Below are 19,285 nucleotides of genomic sequence, written 5' to 3'. Positions count from 1 at the left end.
GACAATATTTATATTATCATAAATATACTTTTTATGTCAATACCTTTTTTTGTTTTTTTTTGAAAAATTTTCCCAGATTATTCAAAAAGCACCTAAATTGGTGCTTCTTGATAATATATTTTTTTAAATTTTATATTAAATCATTTAGACTTTCTGTGAAAGTTGGATGAGTGTAAATAAAGTTTCTTAAAACTTCACCCTTAATTTTTTGATTTATTGCTAATGATAAAATATTTATCATTTCAGCTGATGCAGCATGGAATAAAACTGCTCCTATTATCTCGTCATTTTCATTTAATAATACTTTTGAAAATCCTTCTGTTTCTCTATTAACATGTGCTTTAGGTATTCCAGCAGTTAATAAATATTTCTTAGTATATTTAATCCCTAATCTATCTGCTTCTTTTTCATTTAACCCTACTCTTGAATAAGGAGGATCTATAAATGTTGAAGTTGCAATATTAGTTCTATCACTTAATACTCTATGTTTTTCTAACCCTAAGATTTGAGGTAATATTATTCTACTGTCATCTAAAGAAACGTATGTAAACTGTGGTCCACCTTTAATATCTCCAGCTGCCCAAACACCTTTAACTGTTGTTTCTAAATTATTATCAACTAAAACTTCTCCTCTTTCAGTTAATTTAATATTAGTATTTTCTATACCAAGTCCTTCAGTATTAGGAATTCTTCCTACTGATATTAGAACTTTATCGAATATTTCAACTTTTTCTTCTCCATTTTGGATATATGTAACTTCTTTTCCATTAATTTCTTTAATACTTGCTGAAAATTCTAATTTAATTCCTTTATCCTCTATAACTTGTTTTACCATCTTAGCATCTTCTTCATCTTCTGAAGGAAGGAAAGAATTATCAAATTGTAAAACTGTAACTTCACTACCAAAATTTGCAAACATCGAAGCAAATTCAAGACCAATAAACCCAGCACCAACTACTAATAATTTAGCAGGTAATTCTTCTAACTCTAAAATTTCATCACTATAAGCTATTAAATTTGAGTTATTTACAGGAATATTAAGTGTTCTACTTCTAGATCCTGTATTAATTATTATATTATCTGCTGTTAATACTTCTTCATTAACTTTAATTTCTTTATCATTTATAAATGTAGCAAGACCATCATATACATCAACATTAGGATTATTTGCTAATAATCCATAATTTTTGTTATTTAGTTTTTCAACCATAGATTTTTTTGATGCCATTGCATTTATAAAAAAGGAATTGTCTATATTATAGTCTCTTTCAAGTCCAAGTTTAGTTATTTCGTTTATAATAACTGAACTATTTGCTAAAGATTTAGTTGGTAAACATCCTACATTAATACAAGTTCCACCATACATTTTAGGATCCTTTTCTACTATAGCAACTTTTTTACCATTACCTGCAAGTTTTGCAGCTAGTGTTTTACCTGCTTTTCCCCATCCCAATACTAATACATCATATTTTTTCATTGTTCCTCCTATTTAACTTTTCTACTTAGAGATATTACTCCTAAAATATAGAATAATATTCCACTAATTATTAATATAAATACACTTATTATATTACTTAATTCTTTACCATTAAATGTATATATCATCCCTAAATTTTCATTTATTACATTCACGACTTCAACCGGCAAACTTGAGGTAATATCTTTTGTAAATATTTGCCTTAAAAGACTTGCCGCGTGAGATGTAGGAAATATTTTAACTATAGTTTGCATAAATTTAGGTAAATTTCCTATAGGCATATATATACCTGTTAAAAATCCTGATAATACTCCCATTATACTTGCAACAGTAGAATATGCTGAATGCGTTTTTAAAAATGAAGTAATAAAGAATATCATAGATGAATTTGTAAAATCAGCTAAGATTATTACTCCTATTATTTTAAGTATAGAATAAATATCCAAAATATCTCCACCACGAATAAATAGTATAATTAAAGAGAAAAATAAGAATATTAGAGAAACCAAGAACCCTATAAAAAAGGCACTTAATATATATCCTCCTACTAATTCTCTTTTAGTTATAGGAGAACAATTAAAATCTTTATTTATACCTTTATTTTCATCTTCTATTCTTTTACCAAAAATACCTACAGTACAAGTAATAGTTGTTGTAGCTATAAGTCCTGCAACAAGCCATGAATCAAGCAAGATACCTGCTTTATCAAAACCAGCTAAGCTACTTTTAAATATATTCCCTGTAAATAACAAATATATTCCCAACATAATAAAATTTGAAAGCATTGATAAAAATACATTCATTTTATCTCTAAAAAATATCGTGACATTCCGTTTAACTATAACAAAAATCATTTTAATTCCTCCCCTGTTAAAGATATGAAGGCATCTTCCATACTTCCTTTTATAACTTCAAACCCTGTGATTTCATTTTCTACCTTTTTTAATATCTCTATACTATCAAGAGTATTTTTTATTTTTATTATAGCCTTATTATTTTCTATTGTATAATCATAATTTTTAATTATATCTTTCAATTTTTCTACTTTCTCTATATCTAATATCAACTTATTTGTAGAAAAAGATTCTCTTAAATAACTAGGTGTCCCCGTAGCAATTATATTCCCTTTATTAAGTATAACAATATAATCTGCATTAAGAGCTTCTTCCATATAATGTGTTGTTAGAAATACAGCCATATTATTTTCTTTTTGTATTCTAATTATAGTTTCCCAAATGCTTTTTCTACTTTGTGGATCAAGACCCGTAGTTGGCTCATCTAAAAACAATATTTTAGGTTTAGTAATTAAAGCTCTTGCAATATCAACTCTTCTTTTTTGACCTCCTGATAAAGTCCCATAATATTGATCTAAAAAATCTGATATATGGGTCATTTCAGAAACTTCTTTTATCCTTTTATCTAATTCTAATTTATCAAAACCATAAAGACTTCCACGAATAATAAGGTTTTCTTCAACACTCAAAGTATCATCAAGTAAACTATTTTGAAAAACTATACCTATAACTTTTTTTATTTCAGTATCATCTTTTCCAACAGTTTTACCATCTACTATTATATTCCCTGAATCACTTTTCAAAAAAGTACATATCATTTCTATAGTTGTAGTTTTCCCAGCACCATTAGTTCCTAAAAAGGCAAATATTTGACCTTTTCCAACATAAAAACTTATATCATTAACCGCTATTTTTGAACCATAAACTTTTTTAATTTTGTTCACTTCTATGATTTTGTCCAATAATTTCCTCCTTTATAGACAAAAAATATACCGGAGTATATTTTTGCCAAAAATTATTTACTTAATCTATATGTATCCATAGCTATCATTAATTCTTCTGCTGTTTCTATTTTAAATACTTTAACTTTTGAATCTGGTTTAGAATATTCTACATCTCCTGGTATTCTTTCCATATTTTTTTCATAGTCAAGTTCTATACCTAAGAATTCTAATCCTTTACATATACCTTCACGAGCAAGTCCAGCATTTTCTCCTATTCCTCCAGTAAATGCTATAGCATCTACTCCACCCATAGCAACTATATATGAACCTATATAAGATCTTATTCTGTAACAGAACATATCATATGCAAGCTTAGCTCTTTCATCTCCTTCTTTTATACCATTTTGTATATCTCTAAAGTCTGAACTTTTACCAAACACTCCTAAAAATCCTGATTTTTTATTCATTCTAGTGTCTATTTCTTTAGGAGTTAATCCTCTTTTATCCATAATGTATAAAACAGCTGCTGGATCTATATCTCCACAACGAGTACCCATCATTATACCAGCAAGAGGTGTAAGTCCCATAGAAGTATCTACAACTTTACCATTTTTTACAGCTGATATAGAAGCACCGTTACCTAAATGACAAACTATTATTTTGCTATCTTCTTTACCTAATAATTTAGCAACAACTCCTGAAACATATTTGTGACTTGTTCCGTGGAATCCATATTTTCTAACTTTTAATTCTTTATAATCTTCTAAAGGTAAAGGGTATGTGTATACTGCTTTTTCCATACTTTGGTGGAAAGCTGTATCAAATACTGTAACATTTGGTTTACCTGGTAATAATTCTCTCATTACTTTTATACCCATTACATTTGCTGGATTATGAAGAGGTGCAAGTTCGCTAATTTCTTCAAGTTTTTCTATAACATCATCGTCTACTAAAACTGAATCATTAAAGTATTCACCACCATGAACTACTCTATGCCCTATAGCTTCTACTTCATCTATAGATTTTAAAACTCCGTGTTCTCCAGTTAATTCATGTAAAACTAGATCAATTGCAATTTTATGATTTTCTAATGGTTCTGGTCTTTCTTCAACTTTATATCCATCAAGTAAATTTTTATATGTAAATATAGGATTTGCTATTCCAATTCTTTCACAAATACCTTTTGCTAAACTTTTATTATTTGCAGTATCTATTAATTCAAATTTTAAAGATGAACTACCACTATTTATTACTAATACTTTCATTTTTTATTTCTCCTTCTTTTTTATAATGTTAATATTTCACAAAATTCTGCAGCCTCTGCACAAGTTATAGCAACTACATCTACTATATCATCTACACTACATCCACGAGACAGATCATGTACTGGTCTTGCAAGTCCTTGTATTAATGGACCTAAAGCTTTAGCTTTAGCAAATCTTTGTACAAGTTTATATCCTATATTACCAGAACAAAGATCTGGGAATATTAAAATATTTGCTCCACCTGCAACACTTGAACCTTTTGCTTTTTGATTAGCAACTTCAGGTACTATAGCTGCATCTAATTGTAATTCTCCATCAAATTCAAAATCAACTTTTCTTTCTTCTAAAATCTTATACGCTTCTCTCATTTTAGTAACTTGTTCCCCTTCTGCTGAACCTTTAGTAGAATACGTTAAAAGTGCAACTTTAGGATTTTGTATTTTGGCAATAAAACGTGCTTTTTCAACAGCAGATTCAGCTATATCAGCTATTTGAGGTGCTGTTGGATTAGGTAGAACTCCACAATCTGAGAATATTAGAGTCCCATTTTCTCCATATTCCTTATTTTCTGTTAACATAACAAAAGAACTTGAAACAGTCTTAAGTCCTTTTCTTGGACCTATAACTTGAATTGCAGCTCTTAATACACTTGCAGTTGGTGAATTTGAACCTGCTACCATACCATCAGCTACACAATTTCTTACAAGCATAGCTCCAAAAAATCTTGAATCATTAAGTATTATTTCACGTGCTTGTTCCTCTGTAATTCCTTTTTTAGATCTTAAATGCACAAATTGTCTAATAAATTCAGGTGTTTTTTCATAAGACATAGGATCTATTATTTGTACTCCTTCTAAACTAATACCTAATTTTTCTGCGTTTTCTCTTACTTGATAATCTTTACCTACAAGTATTATCTTAGCAAAACCTTCTCTAGTTATTTGTTCAGCTGCACGTAAAACTCTTTCATCTTCTGCCTCTGGTAACACTACTGTTTTTTTGTTTTCTCTTTCTGCTTCTTTAATTCTAGCAATTAAATCTACTGACATAATCTTCTCCTTTATTTATTCAAACATTTCGTTAACAAATTCTTTACAATCAAAAACTCTTAAATCGTCCACACCTTCTCCAACACCTAAAAATTTAACCGGTTTTTGAAGTTCATCGACTATAGAAAATATTATACCTCCTTTTGCAGTTCCATCAAACTTAGTAAGTATAATTCCTGAAATTTTTGATATCGAGTTAAAAATTCTAGCCTGTTCTAATCCATTTTGACCTGTTGTTGAATCTATTACTATTAAAGACTCATAATCATCAACACTTTGTTTTATTATTCTATCTATTTTTTCTAATTCTTTCATCAAATCAACTTTATTATGTAATCTTCCTGCTGTATCTATTATTGCGATATCATAATTATTATTTTTTGCGAAATTAAGCGTATCAAACACAACTGCTGCTGGATCTGAACCTTGTTTTTGTTTAACTATAGGTACATCTATTTTTTTACCCCAAGTTTCGATCTGCTCTATAGCTGCTGCCCTAAACGTATCAGCTGCTCCTATAACAACTTTTTTACCTTGATTTTTAAGTTTTAGTGCCATTTTACCAATAGAAGTTGTCTTACCAACTCCATTTACACCTATAACTAATATTACATTTAATTTTCCATTTTGTATATTTAAATTACTATTTTCTGATATATACAATTTTTCTGAAAGTATATTTTTTAACTCTTCATACATTAATTCTTTTGTTTTAATACCTTTTGAACTAACATTTTTTTCTAAACTTTCAACAACCTCCATAGTCATTTTCATTCCTAAATCTGATTGTATTAAAAGTTCTTCTAATTCCTCATAAACATCATCAGTTATTGCAGCCCCTGTAAAGAATTCTTTTAATTTCTTAAAAAATCCTTTTTTAGGCTTAATTAACAAATTACTTATTGCCATCTTTCTCCTTTTCTGCCTGAGACTTTTCTAAATATTCTGGAACTAAATTAAATAAATCAACCTTCTCTAACATATTATTCTTATACATATCATTAAATATCGTAGAATTTAATCTTAAAAAAGTATCTGATAAATCCAAAGTATATCCTAATTCTATAATTTTATCAGAATAATTGATAGCTCCATCACCCATAAACCCTATATCCTGATTTTTATATTCTTTTAAAACATCATTAAGTTTAGAAACTTTTAACTTTCCAACCCTTATTCCTTTTCTATAATATCCATAATATATTTTTTCTTTATTAGAATCTATTATGGCTAACACATCTTTTCTATATATCATATACCCCTGGTAACCTAATGCATCAAGTTCGTTTACAGAATAAACATTAACATCTGAATTAGCAAACATTCCTTTTATTGCACTTAATGCTATTCTAACACCAGTAAATGATCCCGGACCTACAGATACTATAACATTTTCAATTTCTGATATATTACTTGATGTCCAATCAAATAAAGAAGATATTTGATCTATTAACCAAGTTGAGTGTGTTTTTTTTACATTCACATTAATATTTGCCAACATACCTTTATCATCATATAAAGATATAGAAGCAAGTTTTGTAGAAGTTGTAATAAAAAGTGATTTCATTTTTCTTCCTCCTATCATATTTATTATACCACAACAATAAATATTTTCCAAAAAGTTATAATATATAATTAACACTGAATTTTTTTACTGTATTATTGTATTTAACTAAAACAGATTATAATAATTAATACTTAATTAATAAAAAACAAAAAACTTTTAATTTTATATTTTCTATGATATATTTTAATCAGAGGAGTGATGAAGATGAATAAATTTAAAATAAGTATTTTAGCTTTTTTATCTATTTTATCATACTCATCTCCAAGTTTAAAACTTGAGACTAAGTATGAAAATAATAAAGAAGGATTGGTTTATCAAGATATAAAAGGTCCAAAATTCTATAATGAAAAGACTATTTCAGGACTATCAACTAATGTAGAATTTGGATTTTCAAAAAACATTAAGATTAATGGTAAAATATCTAAAAGTAACAAAAATACAAATGCAAACTATATGCTAGGATTAGATATCGTAAGTCCTGAATATAGAGGGATAAAAATAGGTTATAGTTTAAAAGGTTATACTGGAAATGATTATTTAGAAGATGTTAAACATAAAACTAACCAAAACACTTTTAATTTATCATACAAAGATATTAATTCAAAACTTGAAATCAAAAATTTAGAAGATATAAATTTTAATTTAAAAAATAAAAATTTTGAAATTGGTATTAAAAAAATTCATAATGTGGAAAATCATTTAAAAAATATGAGAAATTTACAAAATGAAATTTATACTGAAAATGATGGACATGGTCATGATCATAATTTAGGTGAATTAGATGCTCTTGACTATAGTATAAATCAAGTTGAAGATACATATAAAGGTAAATATATATTCAGCGACTATAATCTAAAATTTGCTACAAACTGGGATTATAAAATTAATAAAAAAATAAACCTAAATACAAAATTAAATTATAGTTTTAATAATCTATATAGCAATGCTGCAAATAATTTTATTTCAGATTTACAAAAACATAATATAAATATAGAAGCTAAATTCTATAATTCTCACCAAAAAAATTTAAACTATAATTTTGGAACAAACTTTGAATATACAAATATAAATAAAAATAAACTAAAAGATGAAGAAAGAGTAGAAATTAAGCCAGGTGAATTTGGTGATCTACGTCCTAGTTTTGGTGGAAGAAGTTATCAAAGACAACTATTTGGATCTGATGTATATAAAGGAATTGAAAAATTAAACTATTCTATATTCGGAAATTTTTCATATACATATATACCAACAGATAATTTAGAAATAACATTAGGTGTTGATTCAAAATTAACTCTTGAACAAAAAAAACAAATTATATTTAAAGAAAAATTAGAAGCTCGTAAGAAAGCTGCCGATACTACAATAGCTGAAGCTAAACACAAAAGAGAAGAATTAAGTGAAGAAGAATTAAAAGAAAGAAATGATAAAATCAAAGAGTTAGAAAAACAAGTCAAAGAATTTGACACTATGATAGAAGCATTTAATAATAAAAATGATTTTTCTACAGAAATAGATAAATACTATAATAAAGAAAATATGAGAAGTAAAAAAAGAAGTGATCTTGAAGCTGTAACTAATGAATTTAAAGATATAATAAAAAATAAAAATGTAAAAGAAATACAAGACTTATTTGAAGAAAAATCTAAAGAATTTGAAAATTTACAAAAAGAAAATAATATAGACAAAAATAATTATAGAAATTTCTTTACTGGACTTTATGATTCAAAAGAAGAAAAAATAAAAAAACTAACTGAAGTTGCTAAAAAAATGAATATTAATAACCCTGAAGATTTTGCTAAGAAGTATAATGAACTATCTGAATACAAATCAGGATACTATAGTAGATTAAAATCAGATATTTTAAATCAAGGACTTACTTTAAATAGAAAGAAAAGTGCAAAATATAAAGAATTGGTAGAATTTAAAAATGAAATTTATCCAGATGAAACAATTTTAAAATTCTATAATGATTTAGTAGATAGCAGTAAATTCAAATATACTTTAAAAGCTGATATAGAACCATTTACTAGCATAGAATATAGTATAAATAATTTTACACTTAATAGTTCATTTAAAGCACATCTACATTTAGAAAAAGAACTTAAAAAAGGTTCTAAAACTAAAAATCATATAGACTTTAATACTAGCATGGGATTAACTTATTATATTAGATAATCTAAAGCATAAATAACAAAAATAGGGACTTTGTCCCTATTTTTTGTTATTTAAATTTTTTAAGTCTTAGTGCATTAAGTACTACAGAAACTGATGAAAGACCCATAGCAAGTCCAGCTATCATAGGATTTAAAAGATATCCTGTAATACCATAGAATATTCCACTTGCAACAACTACTCCAAATAGATTATAGAAAAATGCCCAAAATAAATTTTGTTTAATATTTCTAATTATAGCTTTTCCTAAATTTATAGCTGTTACTACTAATTCTAAATTTTTACCTATAAGAACAAGATCTGCACTTTCTATAGCAATATCTGTTGCATTACCCATAGCTATACCAACATTAGCACTCGCTAAACTTGGTGAGTCATTAATTCCATCACCTACCATAAGAACTTTTTTACCTTCTTTTTGTAATTTTTGTATTTCCAAATATTTATCTGTAGGGCTAACATCAGCTATATATTTATTTATACCTAATTTTTCAGAAACATTTTTTGCAACTCTTTCATTATCTCCAGTCAACATAATAACTTCTATATTTTGATTATTTAATTTTTTTATTGTATTTATACTTTCTTCTCTAACAACATCTTCTAAAGCAAATATTCCCAATACTTCTTTATTATCAGATAGTATTATAGAACTCATCCCTTTATTTTCAAAACCAACCAAAATATCTTCATTAATATTTTTTATATTATTAACTTTCATCAATTTTCTATTTCCTAAATAATATTCCTTACCGTTAATAACAGCTTCAACACCTAATCCAATTAATGCTTTAAATCTATCAACTTCATATTTTTTTATTCCATTTTCTTCTGCTTTTTCATTTATTGCAAAAGATATAGGATGTTCTGAATTAATTTCAATAGAATATGCTATTTTTAATAATTCCTCTTTTCCAATATTAGATGTATTTATTATATCAACTAATTTAATTTTACCTTCTGTAAGAGTTCCTGTTTTATCAAAAACTACTGTATCTACACTGTTTAATACTTCAAGTGCTTCACCATTTTTAACTAAAATTCCAAGTTCTGCTCCACGTCCTATTCCTGTTATTATAGCCATAGGAGTAGCAAGCCCTAATGAACAAGGACAAGCTATTATTAATATAGATATAAATATAGTCATAACAAATTCTAATTTATTACCTGTAACATTTACATATCCATATTTTAATAATATTCCCCATACTAAACTTACAAATATTGCAATTAATATAATAGTTGGAACAAATATTAAAGATACTTTATCAACTATTTTAGAAATATTAGGCTTATTAATTTGTGCATCTCTTACAATATCTGCAATTTTTGATATTAAGGTTTCAGAATTACTAGTTTCTACTCTGACTTTAATATTTCCATCTTTATTTATTGTACCAGAGTATACTTTGTCATTTATATTTTTGATTACGGGTATACTTTCACCTGTTAACATAGATTCATCAATTTGTGTTATTCCCTCAATTATAGCTCCATCTACAGGAATTTTTTCTCCTGGTTTAATAATTACTATATCATCTTTAACAACATCTTCAATATCAACTTCTATTATTTCCCTATCTTTTAGTATTCTAGCTTTTTTTGATTGTATTTCTGATAATTTATTAATTGCATTCAAAGCTTTTCTTTTACTTAAATGTTCTAAGTATTTACCTATCATTACAAAAGCTATTATCATACTAGATGATTCATAATAAAGTGAATGAATCAAATGATTATTACCTGAAAATATTTTAGTACTAATATATAGGCTGTATATAAAGGCTGAAGATGTCCCAACGGCAATAAGTGAATCCATATTAGGACTTAATTTATATAATTGTTTAAATCCATTACTATAAAACTTTCTCCCCATAAACATAACAATCAATGTTAATACTAATTGAACTAACACTAAAACTCTAGAGTTATTAATAATAAAGCCAGGTATAGGTAATCCAAACATATTTCCCATAGATATATACATTATTAAAAATGAAACTACTATAACTATTAAAGCTTTATTTAATTCTATTTTTAGTTTCTCTTCTTCTTTTTTATAATTAACATTATTTTTTTCAATCTTATTGGCTATGTATCCTAATTTTTTTATAATCTCAATAATTCTATTTATATCAACTATATTTTCATTATAATCAACACTTGCAACATTATTTGAAATATTAACTACAGCATTATTGACTCCTTCTGTTCTAGATAATTTTCTTTCAATTTTAGCAACACATGCCTGACAAGTTATTCCTTCAATTTGTAATTTTTCTTTCATTTTAAAATTCCTACCTTACTAATTCATATCCTATATCATCAAGTCTTAAATTTACTTTTTCTAAAATATCTTCAATATTAGATTCATCACTTATTTCTATCTCAGCTTCTCCTAATTTAACATCTAATACCTTAAGTGAATCCATTTCACTTAATTCTTCTTTCACACTATTTATGCAATGTGAACAAGCCATTCCATTAATTTTTAAATTTAATTTCATAATCATTTCTCCTTATTTAAGTAAAAAGGTGACTTAAAATCACCTTTTATTATTTAATTCCTTTTTGTTTTAATATTGCTTCTACCCAACCTGTAAATAAAGGATGAGGTTTATTTGGTCTACTCATAAATTCTGGATGATATTGAGCAGCTACGAAATAAGGGTGCTCAGGTATTTCTATTACTTCAACATATTTACCATCTGGAGATTTACCCACAACCTTAAATCCTTTTTCTTCAAATTCAGGTAAATATTGTTGATTAAATTCATATCTGTGTCTATGTCTTTCAAGTATTTCAGATACTCCATATAATTTAAATACTTTACTATTTTTATCTAAAACACAAGGATATGAACCAAGCCTCATTGTTCCACCTAAATTTTCAACTTCATTTTGTTCTTCCATTAAACTTATTACAGGATATTTAGTTTCTATATCAAATTCTGTAGAATTTGCATTTTTCATTTCTAAAACATTTCTTGCAAATTCTATAGAAGCCATTTGCATTCCAAGACAAATTCCTAAAAATGGTTTATTATTTTCTCTTGCAAATCTTACAGTATTTATTTTACCTTCTATACCACGGCCACCAAATCCACCTGGTACTAATATACCATCATAATCATTTAATTTAGATAAATCAAATTCTTCTGCTTTTAAATAATCAATTTTAACTTTAGTATCTAAATTAAATCCAGCATGTTCTATAGATTCATGTATACTTATATATGCATCTTTTAACTCTACATATTTACCAACAACTGCAACTTTAATTTCATGTTTTGGATTTTTAAATTTATTAACCATTTCAGTCCATTTTGTAAGACTAGGTTTAACATTCTTTAACCCAAGTTTTTTACATGCTTCATCTGCAAGTCCTAATTTCTCCATTTCTAATGGTATTTCATATAGATTAGCTGCATCTAAAGCCTCAATTACTGAAGTTTCATCTACATCACAAAATAATGATATTTTTGACTTAATATGTTTATCAACTGGATGTTCACTTCTTACAACTATTATATCAGGATTAACTCCAAGACCTTGTAACATTTTAACACTTTGTTGTGTAGGTTTAGTTTTTAACTCTCCTGCAGCTTTTAAATAAGGTAGTAGTGTAACATGTATATATATCACATTTTCACGTCCTACTTCTTTTTTAAACTGTCTTATAGCCTCTATAAAAGGATTAGATTCTATATCACCTATAGTTCCACCTATTTCAGTTATAACTATATCTGAATTTGATGCTTCTCCAGCTTGTCTAATTTTCTTTTTAATTTCATTAGTTACATGTGGTATATATTGTACAGTTCCTCCTAAATAATCACCTTTTCTTTCTTTATTTAAAATTGTAGACATTATTTTTCCACTTGTAACGTTATTATATTTAGTTAATTCTTCATTTATAAATCTTTCATAGTGTCCTAAATCTAAATCTGTTTCACTACCATCTGCTGTAACAAAAACTTCTCCATGCTGATAAGGACTCATAGTACCTGGGTCAACATTAAGATATGGATCAAATTTTTGTATGGTTACTTTATATCCTCTTTCTTTTAGCAATCTCCCAAGAGAAGCAGCTGTTATACCTTTACCAAGTGATGATACAACTCCTCCTGTTACGAATATATATTTTGCCATCATTTACTCCCTCTCTGATATTTTTTCTTGTATTATACCATAAAATTTTCCTCTATTATTTTCAGGTACCTGTATTAATTTTAATTTCTTATTTGATTCCTCTATTGAAAGTATTTTATATATATCCTCAAACGTTGATTTTTCAATAGGTGTATTAGCAAATAACATAACATTATTAACATCATGTCCAGTATAAACTTTAACATCTTTTAAATCTATAATATATTTACCTAAAAACTTTAAATATAGGTTTTCATAAAAGGCCCTTTTTTCATTAAAACTACTATTACTAAAGTTACTATAATCTGCACCTAATTCTTTTTTATATTTTAAAATCAACTCTTTTTTTATACTTTTTAATTCTTCTTTTCCTTTTTCAACATTTAAAGAATAAGATAAATTAGAAATTAATAAAAAAATGAATGATATATATATTTTTCTCATTTTATTTCAAACTCCTATTTTTTCAAAGTTTTAAGTTCTTTATCAGCATAAATTTTAATATTTCCAGATACTTTGTCTCCATATATACTATAAGAAGCTGTTTCAAGTAAAGCAGCTAAATAAGCTAAATCTTTTTGAGTTAAAGTTTTATCTGTATATAAAGCTATTTCAAGTTTAGTAATATCTTTATCTCTAAATTCAAGATTTGATACATATCCCCAATCTTCTAAAAGAGATTTTACAGCATTAACTGTTAAAAGTTTAGCATCTTTATCAGATTTTAAATTTTTATTTGCTTCCATTTGTGCATAAACCTTTTGGTTAAATTGATCTAACACAAATTGTTTAGTTCCTTCAAATGCAATTTGATTAATATAGCTTGTTGCTATATTATTTTCTACATTTGCAAGATTATATTTAGGTTCTGCTGCAAAAGAAAAACCTGCAACTAAAACACCTAATGTTATTATAATTTTTTCCATTATTTTCTCCTCTATTTGTTATTTATAATTAAAGATGCAGCCCCTTTAACACCAGCTGAATCTAATAATTTACTTTTAACTATAGGTATATCAATACTTATACCTAATGCATACTTAGGCAAATGTTTTTTTACATTTTCTATTATTAAATCTGCAGATTTTGCAAGACCTCCAGCAATAACTATTATTTCTGGATTTACTATATTTATTAGACTACCTATACCTAAAGCTAGTTTTTTACTGAAATCATCTAAAATTCCAATAGCTACCAAATCACCATTTCTAACAGCATCAAATATATCTTTAGCAGTAAGTTTATCAAACTTATCTTTAAAGTCATTATATAACTTACCTTCTTTTTTTTCTTTTAAAACTCTACGTCCTTCTCTAACTATACCTGTTGCTGAACAATATGTTTCAAGACACCCTTTAAGTCCACAACCACAGTCATAACCATTTTCATTTATAACCATGTGTCCAAATTCACCTGCTGCTCCATATATACCAGAAACTAATTCACCGTTTATTATAAGACCAGAGGCTATTCCTGTTCCTATAGGTATTACTATACTATTTCTATAACCATGGCTTGCACCAAATAAATTTTCTCCAAGAGTTATTGCTCTTACATCATTTTCTACAATAACAGTTTTCCCAGAAATTTTTTCAAATACTTCTTTAGCATTAAAGTCATTTCCCCAAGAAAAGTTAGCTGCTAATTTTACTGTTGATCTATTAACTACAGGTCCTGGTATACCTAGTCCAATCCCTTCTAATTTTGATAAATCTAAATTATTTTTTTCAAACATTTCCTTAATTTTATTCCAAATTCTTGTAAACGTATCGATTGGACCTTTATACGATTCAGTTTTAATACTAGTTTCATTCAATAAATCGTAGTTTACATCAAGTATTCCTATCTTTACGTTAGTCCCACCAAGGTCTACACCAACATAATACTTCACTTATCTCACTACCTTTATTTCATAATTTTTTTAAGTTCTTCCATAACAGGAACTGTCTTATTACCCATAACTATTTGAACTCCGTCTTCTCCAACTATAACTATGTCTTTTGCTCCTGCTTCTAAAAGTAAATTTCTATTTATTATATCTAAGTTATTTACTCCTACTCTTATTCTTGTTGAACAATTTTCTAAAGAATCAACATTTTCTTTTTTACCTATTCCTTCATAAATTAGTAATGCTCTTGCTTCATCGCTCATAAACATTGCCATCAATATACACAACTCCCATCTTCTATTTAATCTTAAAAGCCTCATTTCAAACATTTAGAAACAAGGCTTAAATTTAAAACTATTTAACTTCTATTCCTCTTTTGTATGCATCTTGTGATCCAAATACATCTACTATTTTTGATTTATAGTATTCTTTAATATAGTCTTTTGCTTTTCCAGCATATTTTCTAGGATCAAATTCACCTGGTTTAGTATCTAATACTTCTCTTATTCCTCCAGTAAATGCTAATCTTCCATCAGTATCAACATTTATTTTAGCTACTGCTGATTTAGAAGCTAATAATAATTGTTCATCAGGTATACCTATTGCATCAGCAATTTTACCTCCGTGTTGATTAATCATTTCAACGAATTGTTTAGGTACTGAAGAAGAACCGTGTAATACTATAGGGAATCCTGGTATTCTTTGTTCAATTTCTTTTAAGATATCTAAACGAATTTTAGGATTATCTCCTGGTTTAAATTTGTGTGCTCCATGAGAAGTTCCTATTGCTATTGCTAATGAATCAACTCCTGTTTTTGAAACGAAATCTTGAACTTCATCAGGTTGAGTATATATATGATCTGCAGCAACAACATCATCTTCTACTCCAGCTAAAACTCCAAGTTCTGCTTCTACTGTTACATCATGTAAATGTGCAAATTCTGCAACTTCTCTTGATATTTTAACATTTTCATCATAATCATGGTGTGAAGCATCTATCATTACTGAAGAGAATCCATATTCAATACAGTCTTTAGCAACTTCAAAACTTGGACCATGATCTAAGTGTAATGCTACAGGTATATCTGAACCTGATGCTTTAACATAAGCAGTAGCTGCTTGTGCTAAATAAGGTAACATTTCTTTACCAATATATTTTCTAGCTCCTGTTGAAACTTGTAAAATAACTGGTGATCCCATTTCAACACATGCTTCAATTATCCCTTGTAATTGCTCTAAGTTATTGAAATTAAAAGCTGGAACTGAATATCCTTCTTTGTTAGCTTTTGCAAACATTTCTTTAGTATTTACTAAACCTAAATCTTTGTAATTATATTTCATTTTAAATTCCTCCTAGATTTTGTTCTTTCAAGTAAATTTTATCAAATTTTCTAGTTTAAGTCAACTTTTTTCACTTTTCTAATCTACGCTTTCTAATTTTGATATTAAATCTATTATTCCTTCTTTAGAATTAGAGTTAGAAACAACTTCTACATTTGTTGGATTATATAATATTGCAGCAACTTTTGCTAAAGCCTCTAAATGTAAATGTCTTTCTTTCATAGGTGAAGCAATAACAACAAATACTTTTGTTTTCTTTCCATCAATAGAATCAAAGTCAATTCCTTCTCTATTTGTTGCAACCCCTATAGTAAACTTTTCTATATATTCACTTCTAACATGAGGTATTGCTAGCCCATTTTCTAAAGCTGTACTCCCGGCTTCTTCTCTTTGTTCAAAATCTTTCAAAAATTTTTCTTCATCTAAAATATTTCCACTTTTAACTAACCCAACTAATTCTTTAAGAATTTCTGGTTTATTTTTTGCTTTTAAATCTGTAGATATATTTTCTACTTTAAGCATTTCACTAATAATCATACTAACCTCCTATAAAGTTTTATCTTATACTGATAATATACTATATATTTAAGTTATTAGCAAGTGAATATATTATATTAAGTTATGTATTTTATTTTTTAAATAAAAAGCATATGCCCATAAAATAACATTATATTGTCTCTGGGCATATGTTTTTATCTATTATTTATATCTATTTCCCATATTCTAATGAATTAGTTCCATTATCCATATATTCTTGTATTTTTTTACCTTCAACTTCAAGGTATGCAGTAGGTTTATTATTCTCAGTTTTTACAGTTACCTTTATTCTCTTATCTTTAGTAGTATATGCTACTCCTGATGCTGTTTTAGTTCTAAACATATCGTATTCTTTACCATCTAATCTTAAGAATCCATTTTCAACTTCTGGTGCCATTACTAAAAGAATTTTAGAATTTCCTTTTTTAAAGTTATATACTATTGTACTTACTTTAGCTGCTTCTTTAGCAAAATCTTTTGATTTAGTCCCTGTATCTTTAAATGAAATTCCTGTTCCATTTATTTCTAAATATGCTTCATTTCCTTTTATTCCTAAATATACTTTTTTATCCTCTGATACATACGCTTCCCCTGAAGCACTTACTTCTCTTTTTAAAGTTCCTTCTTGACCATTTAATCTTACGTATGCTGTATCGTTTGAATAACGTACAACAAGTAAATCATATCCTAAACCTTTTTCATCTTTGTAGTTATTTACTACAACTTCCTTAACTTCTTCTTTTTTAACAACACTATTTACATCCATTAATGGATAAAGAGTTCCACTTAACTCTATATATCCCTCATTACCTTTTAATCCAACTTGTACAGATCCATCTTCATTTTTAAATCCTTCTCCAGATGCTGTTACCATTCTTTTTAACATAACAGATTGATTATTAAACATAGCAACTGCATCGTCACCTTTAATTTTTAAGCTCACTAAAGCACCGTTTTCAGCCATTAAATTAACAGAATATTCTTCAACTTTTTGGTTTACAACTTCCTCTTTTTCTTTTTTTTCCATTTTAGAATTTACCGCTGAACAACTAACAAGTGCTGCAATTGTTAATGCTATTAAAAATAATTTTTTCATTTCTATTTCTCCTTTATTAATTTTATACGATAATAATAACACTAATTATTTTTTTTTTACATTATTTTAAATTATATATCCCTTAGATTTTAAAATGAAAATTATTATTCTAGACAAATATTTAAGAAATTGATATTATTAAATATTATCTTTATATTAATAGGAGAAAAAATGTCATTATTAACAATAATATTATCTACTTTAGTTGCACTTGAACATCTATATATTATGTATCTTGAAACTTTTGCTACAACAAGTGATTCAACTTCTAGAGTATTTAATATGTCAAAGGACGAACTTGAAAGAAAATCTGTAAATACCCTTTTTAAAAATCAAGGTGTTTATAACGGATTAATTGCAATACTTATTTTAATATCATTATTTATTATACCTAGTAAAGAATGGAATACTATATTAATGATATATGTAGTATTAGTTGCAGCTTATGGTGCTATAACTAGTGATCCAAAAATTATCTTCAAACAAGCAGGATTAGCAATACTTTCATTAATTAGTATGTTATTTTAATAAAAAGCAGCAAAACTTAAAATCTTGCTGCTTTTATTATTTTATATTAACTTTATAACCATATCATATATTTCTAAATATTCAATATTATAATTATGAGCTATATATATATTATTGTTTTATCTTTTAAAGACAATAACATATTTTCGACATTTAAAGAATTTTCCTCATCAAGATTTGATAGTATTTCATCTACTATTATGATACTCTTTTCTGAAAGCTTTGATTTAACTATATAAAGTTTTAAAATATACGATAAATTAATCAAACGAACTAATTTATTAAGATATATGAAACATAATCATTTTTAACTACTTAAAACATTATCATATTTAAACGACACAATAATTATACAAACTTTACTTTATATATTCCATTTAACAAGGGATAACAAAAATACTTTAAAATAGCATATTACAATACATTTTATAATAAAATATATATAAAAGATTATGAAAGGGGCTGTTGCAATTCA

Annotated in this window: 19 protein-coding genes; 2 read left to right on the top strand and 17 right to left on the bottom strand. The window is 26.7% G+C overall.

Annotated features, from left to right (window positions below; genetic code table 11):
- Window positions 1-130 precede the first annotated feature (130 nt).
- The 7 genes from AYC59_RS05345 to tsaB are packed head-to-tail and all read right to left on the bottom strand — an operon-like array spanning window position 131 to window position 7,096.
- Window positions 131-1,477: a dihydrolipoyl dehydrogenase family protein gene (locus AYC59_RS05345; protein WP_066895998.1), complete on the bottom strand. Its 1,347-nt coding sequence runs from the start codon at window positions 1,475-1,477 to the stop codon at window positions 131-133.
- A gap of 8 nt (window positions 1,478-1,485) precedes the next feature.
- The gene (locus AYC59_RS05340) at window positions 1,486-2,331 is read right to left on the bottom strand and encodes an ABC transporter permease (RefSeq protein WP_066895995.1); all 846 of its coding nucleotides are present in this window, start codon (window positions 2,329-2,331) and stop codon (window positions 1,486-1,488) included.
- A complete protein-coding gene (locus tag AYC59_RS05335; RefSeq protein ID WP_066895992.1) occupies window positions 2,328-3,233 on the bottom strand; it encodes an ABC transporter ATP-binding protein in 906 nt (301 codons plus the stop codon). Before AYC59_RS05335 ends, AYC59_RS05340 begins: the two co-directional genes overlap by 4 nt.
- 53 nt (window positions 3,234-3,286) lie before the next feature.
- The gene (locus AYC59_RS05330) at window positions 3,287-4,480 is read right to left on the bottom strand and encodes an acetate/propionate family kinase (RefSeq protein WP_066895990.1); all 1,194 of its coding nucleotides are present in this window, start codon (window positions 4,478-4,480) and stop codon (window positions 3,287-3,289) included.
- Window positions 4,481-4,500: 20 nt separating this feature from the next.
- Window positions 4,501-5,529, bottom strand: a complete 1,029-nt coding sequence (gene pta, locus AYC59_RS05325; RefSeq protein WP_066895987.1) for a phosphate acetyltransferase — start codon at window positions 5,527-5,529, stop codon at window positions 4,501-4,503.
- 15 nt (window positions 5,530-5,544) lie between these two features.
- The gene (ftsY, locus tag AYC59_RS05320) at window positions 5,545-6,438 is read right to left on the bottom strand and encodes a signal recognition particle-docking protein FtsY (RefSeq protein ID WP_082752701.1); all 894 of its coding nucleotides are present in this window, start codon (window positions 6,436-6,438) and stop codon (window positions 5,545-5,547) included.
- On the bottom strand, window positions 6,425-7,096 hold the full coding sequence (tsaB, locus tag AYC59_RS07570) for a tRNA (adenosine(37)-N6)-threonylcarbamoyltransferase complex dimerization subunit type 1 TsaB (RefSeq protein ID WP_082752699.1): 672 nt from the start codon (window positions 7,094-7,096) through the stop codon (window positions 6,425-6,427). The genes ftsY and tsaB overlap by 14 nt, the downstream gene beginning before the upstream one ends.
- 204 nt (window positions 7,097-7,300) lie before the next feature.
- Here tsaB and AYC59_RS05315 point away from each other — a divergent pair, with 204 nt between their 5' ends.
- The gene (locus AYC59_RS05315) at window positions 7,301-9,271 is read left to right on the top strand and encodes a hypothetical protein (protein ID WP_066895984.1); all 1,971 of its coding nucleotides are present in this window, start codon (window positions 7,301-7,303) and stop codon (window positions 9,269-9,271) included.
- Window positions 9,272-9,317: 46 nt separating this feature from the next.
- On the opposite strand, the gene AYC59_RS05310 is transcribed toward AYC59_RS05315, so the two are convergent.
- From AYC59_RS05310 to AYC59_RS05265, 10 genes are all read right to left on the bottom strand, one after another.
- Entirely contained in the window at window positions 9,318-11,555 is a 2,238-nt protein-coding gene (locus AYC59_RS05310; protein ID WP_066895981.1) for a heavy metal translocating P-type ATPase, read from the bottom strand.
- A gap of 10 nt (window positions 11,556-11,565) precedes the next feature.
- Window positions 11,566-11,775, bottom strand: a complete 210-nt coding sequence (locus tag AYC59_RS05305) for a heavy-metal-associated domain-containing protein (RefSeq protein ID WP_066895977.1) — start codon at window positions 11,773-11,775, stop codon at window positions 11,566-11,568.
- Between the two features lie 49 nt (window positions 11,776-11,824).
- Entirely contained in the window at window positions 11,825-13,423 is a 1,599-nt protein-coding gene (pyrG, locus tag AYC59_RS05300) for a CTP synthase (RefSeq protein WP_211260013.1), read from the bottom strand.
- Window positions 13,424-13,864 carry a hypothetical protein gene (locus tag AYC59_RS05295; protein ID WP_066895973.1) on the bottom strand — a complete coding sequence of 147 codons (441 nt, stop codon included), beginning with the start codon at window positions 13,862-13,864 and terminating at the stop codon, window positions 13,424-13,426. It abuts the gene before it with no gap.
- Between the two features lie 14 nt (window positions 13,865-13,878).
- Entirely contained in the window at window positions 13,879-14,346 is a 468-nt protein-coding gene (locus AYC59_RS05290; RefSeq protein ID WP_066895970.1) for a hypothetical protein, read from the bottom strand.
- Between the two features lie 11 nt (window positions 14,347-14,357).
- Window positions 14,358-15,311 (bottom strand): ROK family protein, encoded by a 954-nt coding sequence (locus AYC59_RS05285; RefSeq protein WP_066895967.1) that lies wholly within the window; start codon window positions 15,309-15,311, stop codon window positions 14,358-14,360.
- 14 nt (window positions 15,312-15,325) lie between these two features.
- Window positions 15,326-15,583: a PTS sugar transporter subunit IIB gene (locus AYC59_RS05280; RefSeq protein ID WP_066895964.1), complete on the bottom strand. Its 258-nt coding sequence runs from the start codon at window positions 15,581-15,583 to the stop codon at window positions 15,326-15,328.
- A 79-nt stretch (window positions 15,584-15,662) separates the two neighbouring features.
- Window positions 15,663-16,649: a class II fructose-bisphosphate aldolase gene (locus tag AYC59_RS05275; protein ID WP_066895960.1), complete on the bottom strand. Its 987-nt coding sequence runs from the start codon at window positions 16,647-16,649 to the stop codon at window positions 15,663-15,665.
- A gap of 78 nt (window positions 16,650-16,727) precedes the next feature.
- Entirely contained in the window at window positions 16,728-17,186 is a 459-nt protein-coding gene (locus tag AYC59_RS05270; RefSeq protein ID WP_066895957.1) for a PTS sugar transporter subunit IIA, read from the bottom strand.
- A gap of 172 nt (window positions 17,187-17,358) precedes the next feature.
- Entirely contained in the window at window positions 17,359-18,282 is a 924-nt protein-coding gene (locus AYC59_RS05265) for an MliC family protein (RefSeq protein ID WP_066895954.1), read from the bottom strand.
- A 171-nt stretch (window positions 18,283-18,453) separates the two neighbouring features.
- Here AYC59_RS05265 and AYC59_RS05260 point away from each other — a divergent pair, with 171 nt between their 5' ends.
- The gene (locus AYC59_RS05260; RefSeq protein ID WP_066895951.1) at window positions 18,454-18,810 is read left to right on the top strand and encodes a DUF1304 domain-containing protein; all 357 of its coding nucleotides are present in this window, start codon (window positions 18,454-18,456) and stop codon (window positions 18,808-18,810) included.
- Window positions 18,811-19,285 lie beyond the last annotated feature (475 nt).

It is taken from the genome of Pseudostreptobacillus hongkongensis, from assembly GCF_001559795.1.
Taxonomy (GTDB): Bacteria; Fusobacteriota; Fusobacteriia; order Fusobacteriales; family Leptotrichiaceae; genus Pseudostreptobacillus; species Pseudostreptobacillus hongkongensis.
Note: the sequence above shows the minus strand (reverse complement) of the source record. Positions and strands in the feature narration are given on the sequence as shown.

Excerpts from the sequence above, each read along its gene's own strand:
- AYC59_RS05270 (WP_066895957.1), bottom strand. The coding sequence starts at position 17,186 with ATGATTATTAGTGAAATGCTTAAAGTAGAAAATATATCTACAGATTTA.
- AYC59_RS05310 (WP_066895981.1), bottom strand. The coding sequence starts at position 11,555 with ATGAAAGAAAAATTACAAATTGAAGGAATAACTTGTCAGGCATGTGTT.
- AYC59_RS05295 (WP_066895973.1), bottom strand. The coding sequence starts at position 13,864 with ATGAGAAAAATATATATATCATTCATTTTTTTATTAATTTCTAATTTA.
- AYC59_RS05260 (WP_066895951.1), top strand. The coding sequence starts at position 18,454 with ATGTCATTATTAACAATAATATTATCTACTTTAGTTGCACTTGAACAT.
- pta (WP_066895987.1), bottom strand. The coding sequence starts at position 5,529 with ATGTCAGTAGATTTAATTGCTAGAATTAAAGAAGCAGAAAGAGAAAAC.
- ftsY (WP_082752701.1), bottom strand. The coding sequence starts at position 6,438 with ATGGCAATAAGTAATTTGTTAATTAAGCCTAAAAAAGGATTTTTTAAG.
- AYC59_RS05305 (WP_066895977.1), bottom strand. The coding sequence starts at position 11,775 with ATGAAATTAAATTTAAAAATTAATGGAATGGCTTGTTCACATTGCATA.
- AYC59_RS05280 (WP_066895964.1), bottom strand. The coding sequence starts at position 15,583 with ATGGCAATGTTTATGAGCGATGAAGCAAGAGCATTACTAATTTATGAA.
- AYC59_RS05275 (WP_066895960.1), bottom strand. The coding sequence starts at position 16,649 with ATGAAATATAATTACAAAGATTTAGGTTTAGTAAATACTAAAGAAATG.
- AYC59_RS05340 (WP_066895995.1), bottom strand. The coding sequence starts at position 2,331 with ATGATTTTTGTTATAGTTAAACGGAATGTCACGATATTTTTTAGAGAT.
- AYC59_RS05265 (WP_066895954.1), bottom strand. The coding sequence starts at position 18,282 with ATGAAAAAATTATTTTTAATAGCATTAACAATTGCAGCACTTGTTAGT.
- tsaB (WP_082752699.1), bottom strand. The coding sequence starts at position 7,096 with ATGAAATCACTTTTTATTACAACTTCTACAAAACTTGCTTCTATATCT.
- pyrG (WP_211260013.1), bottom strand. The coding sequence starts at position 13,423 with ATGATGGCAAAATATATATTCGTAACAGGAGGAGTTGTATCATCACTT.
- AYC59_RS05315 (WP_066895984.1), top strand. The coding sequence starts at position 7,301 with ATGAATAAATTTAAAATAAGTATTTTAGCTTTTTTATCTATTTTATCA.
- AYC59_RS05330 (WP_066895990.1), bottom strand. The coding sequence starts at position 4,480 with ATGAAAGTATTAGTAATAAATAGTGGTAGTTCATCTTTAAAATTTGAA.
- AYC59_RS05345 (WP_066895998.1), bottom strand. The coding sequence starts at position 1,477 with ATGAAAAAATATGATGTATTAGTATTGGGATGGGGAAAAGCAGGTAAA.
- AYC59_RS05290 (WP_066895970.1), bottom strand. The coding sequence starts at position 14,346 with ATGGAAAAAATTATAATAACATTAGGTGTTTTAGTTGCAGGTTTTTCT.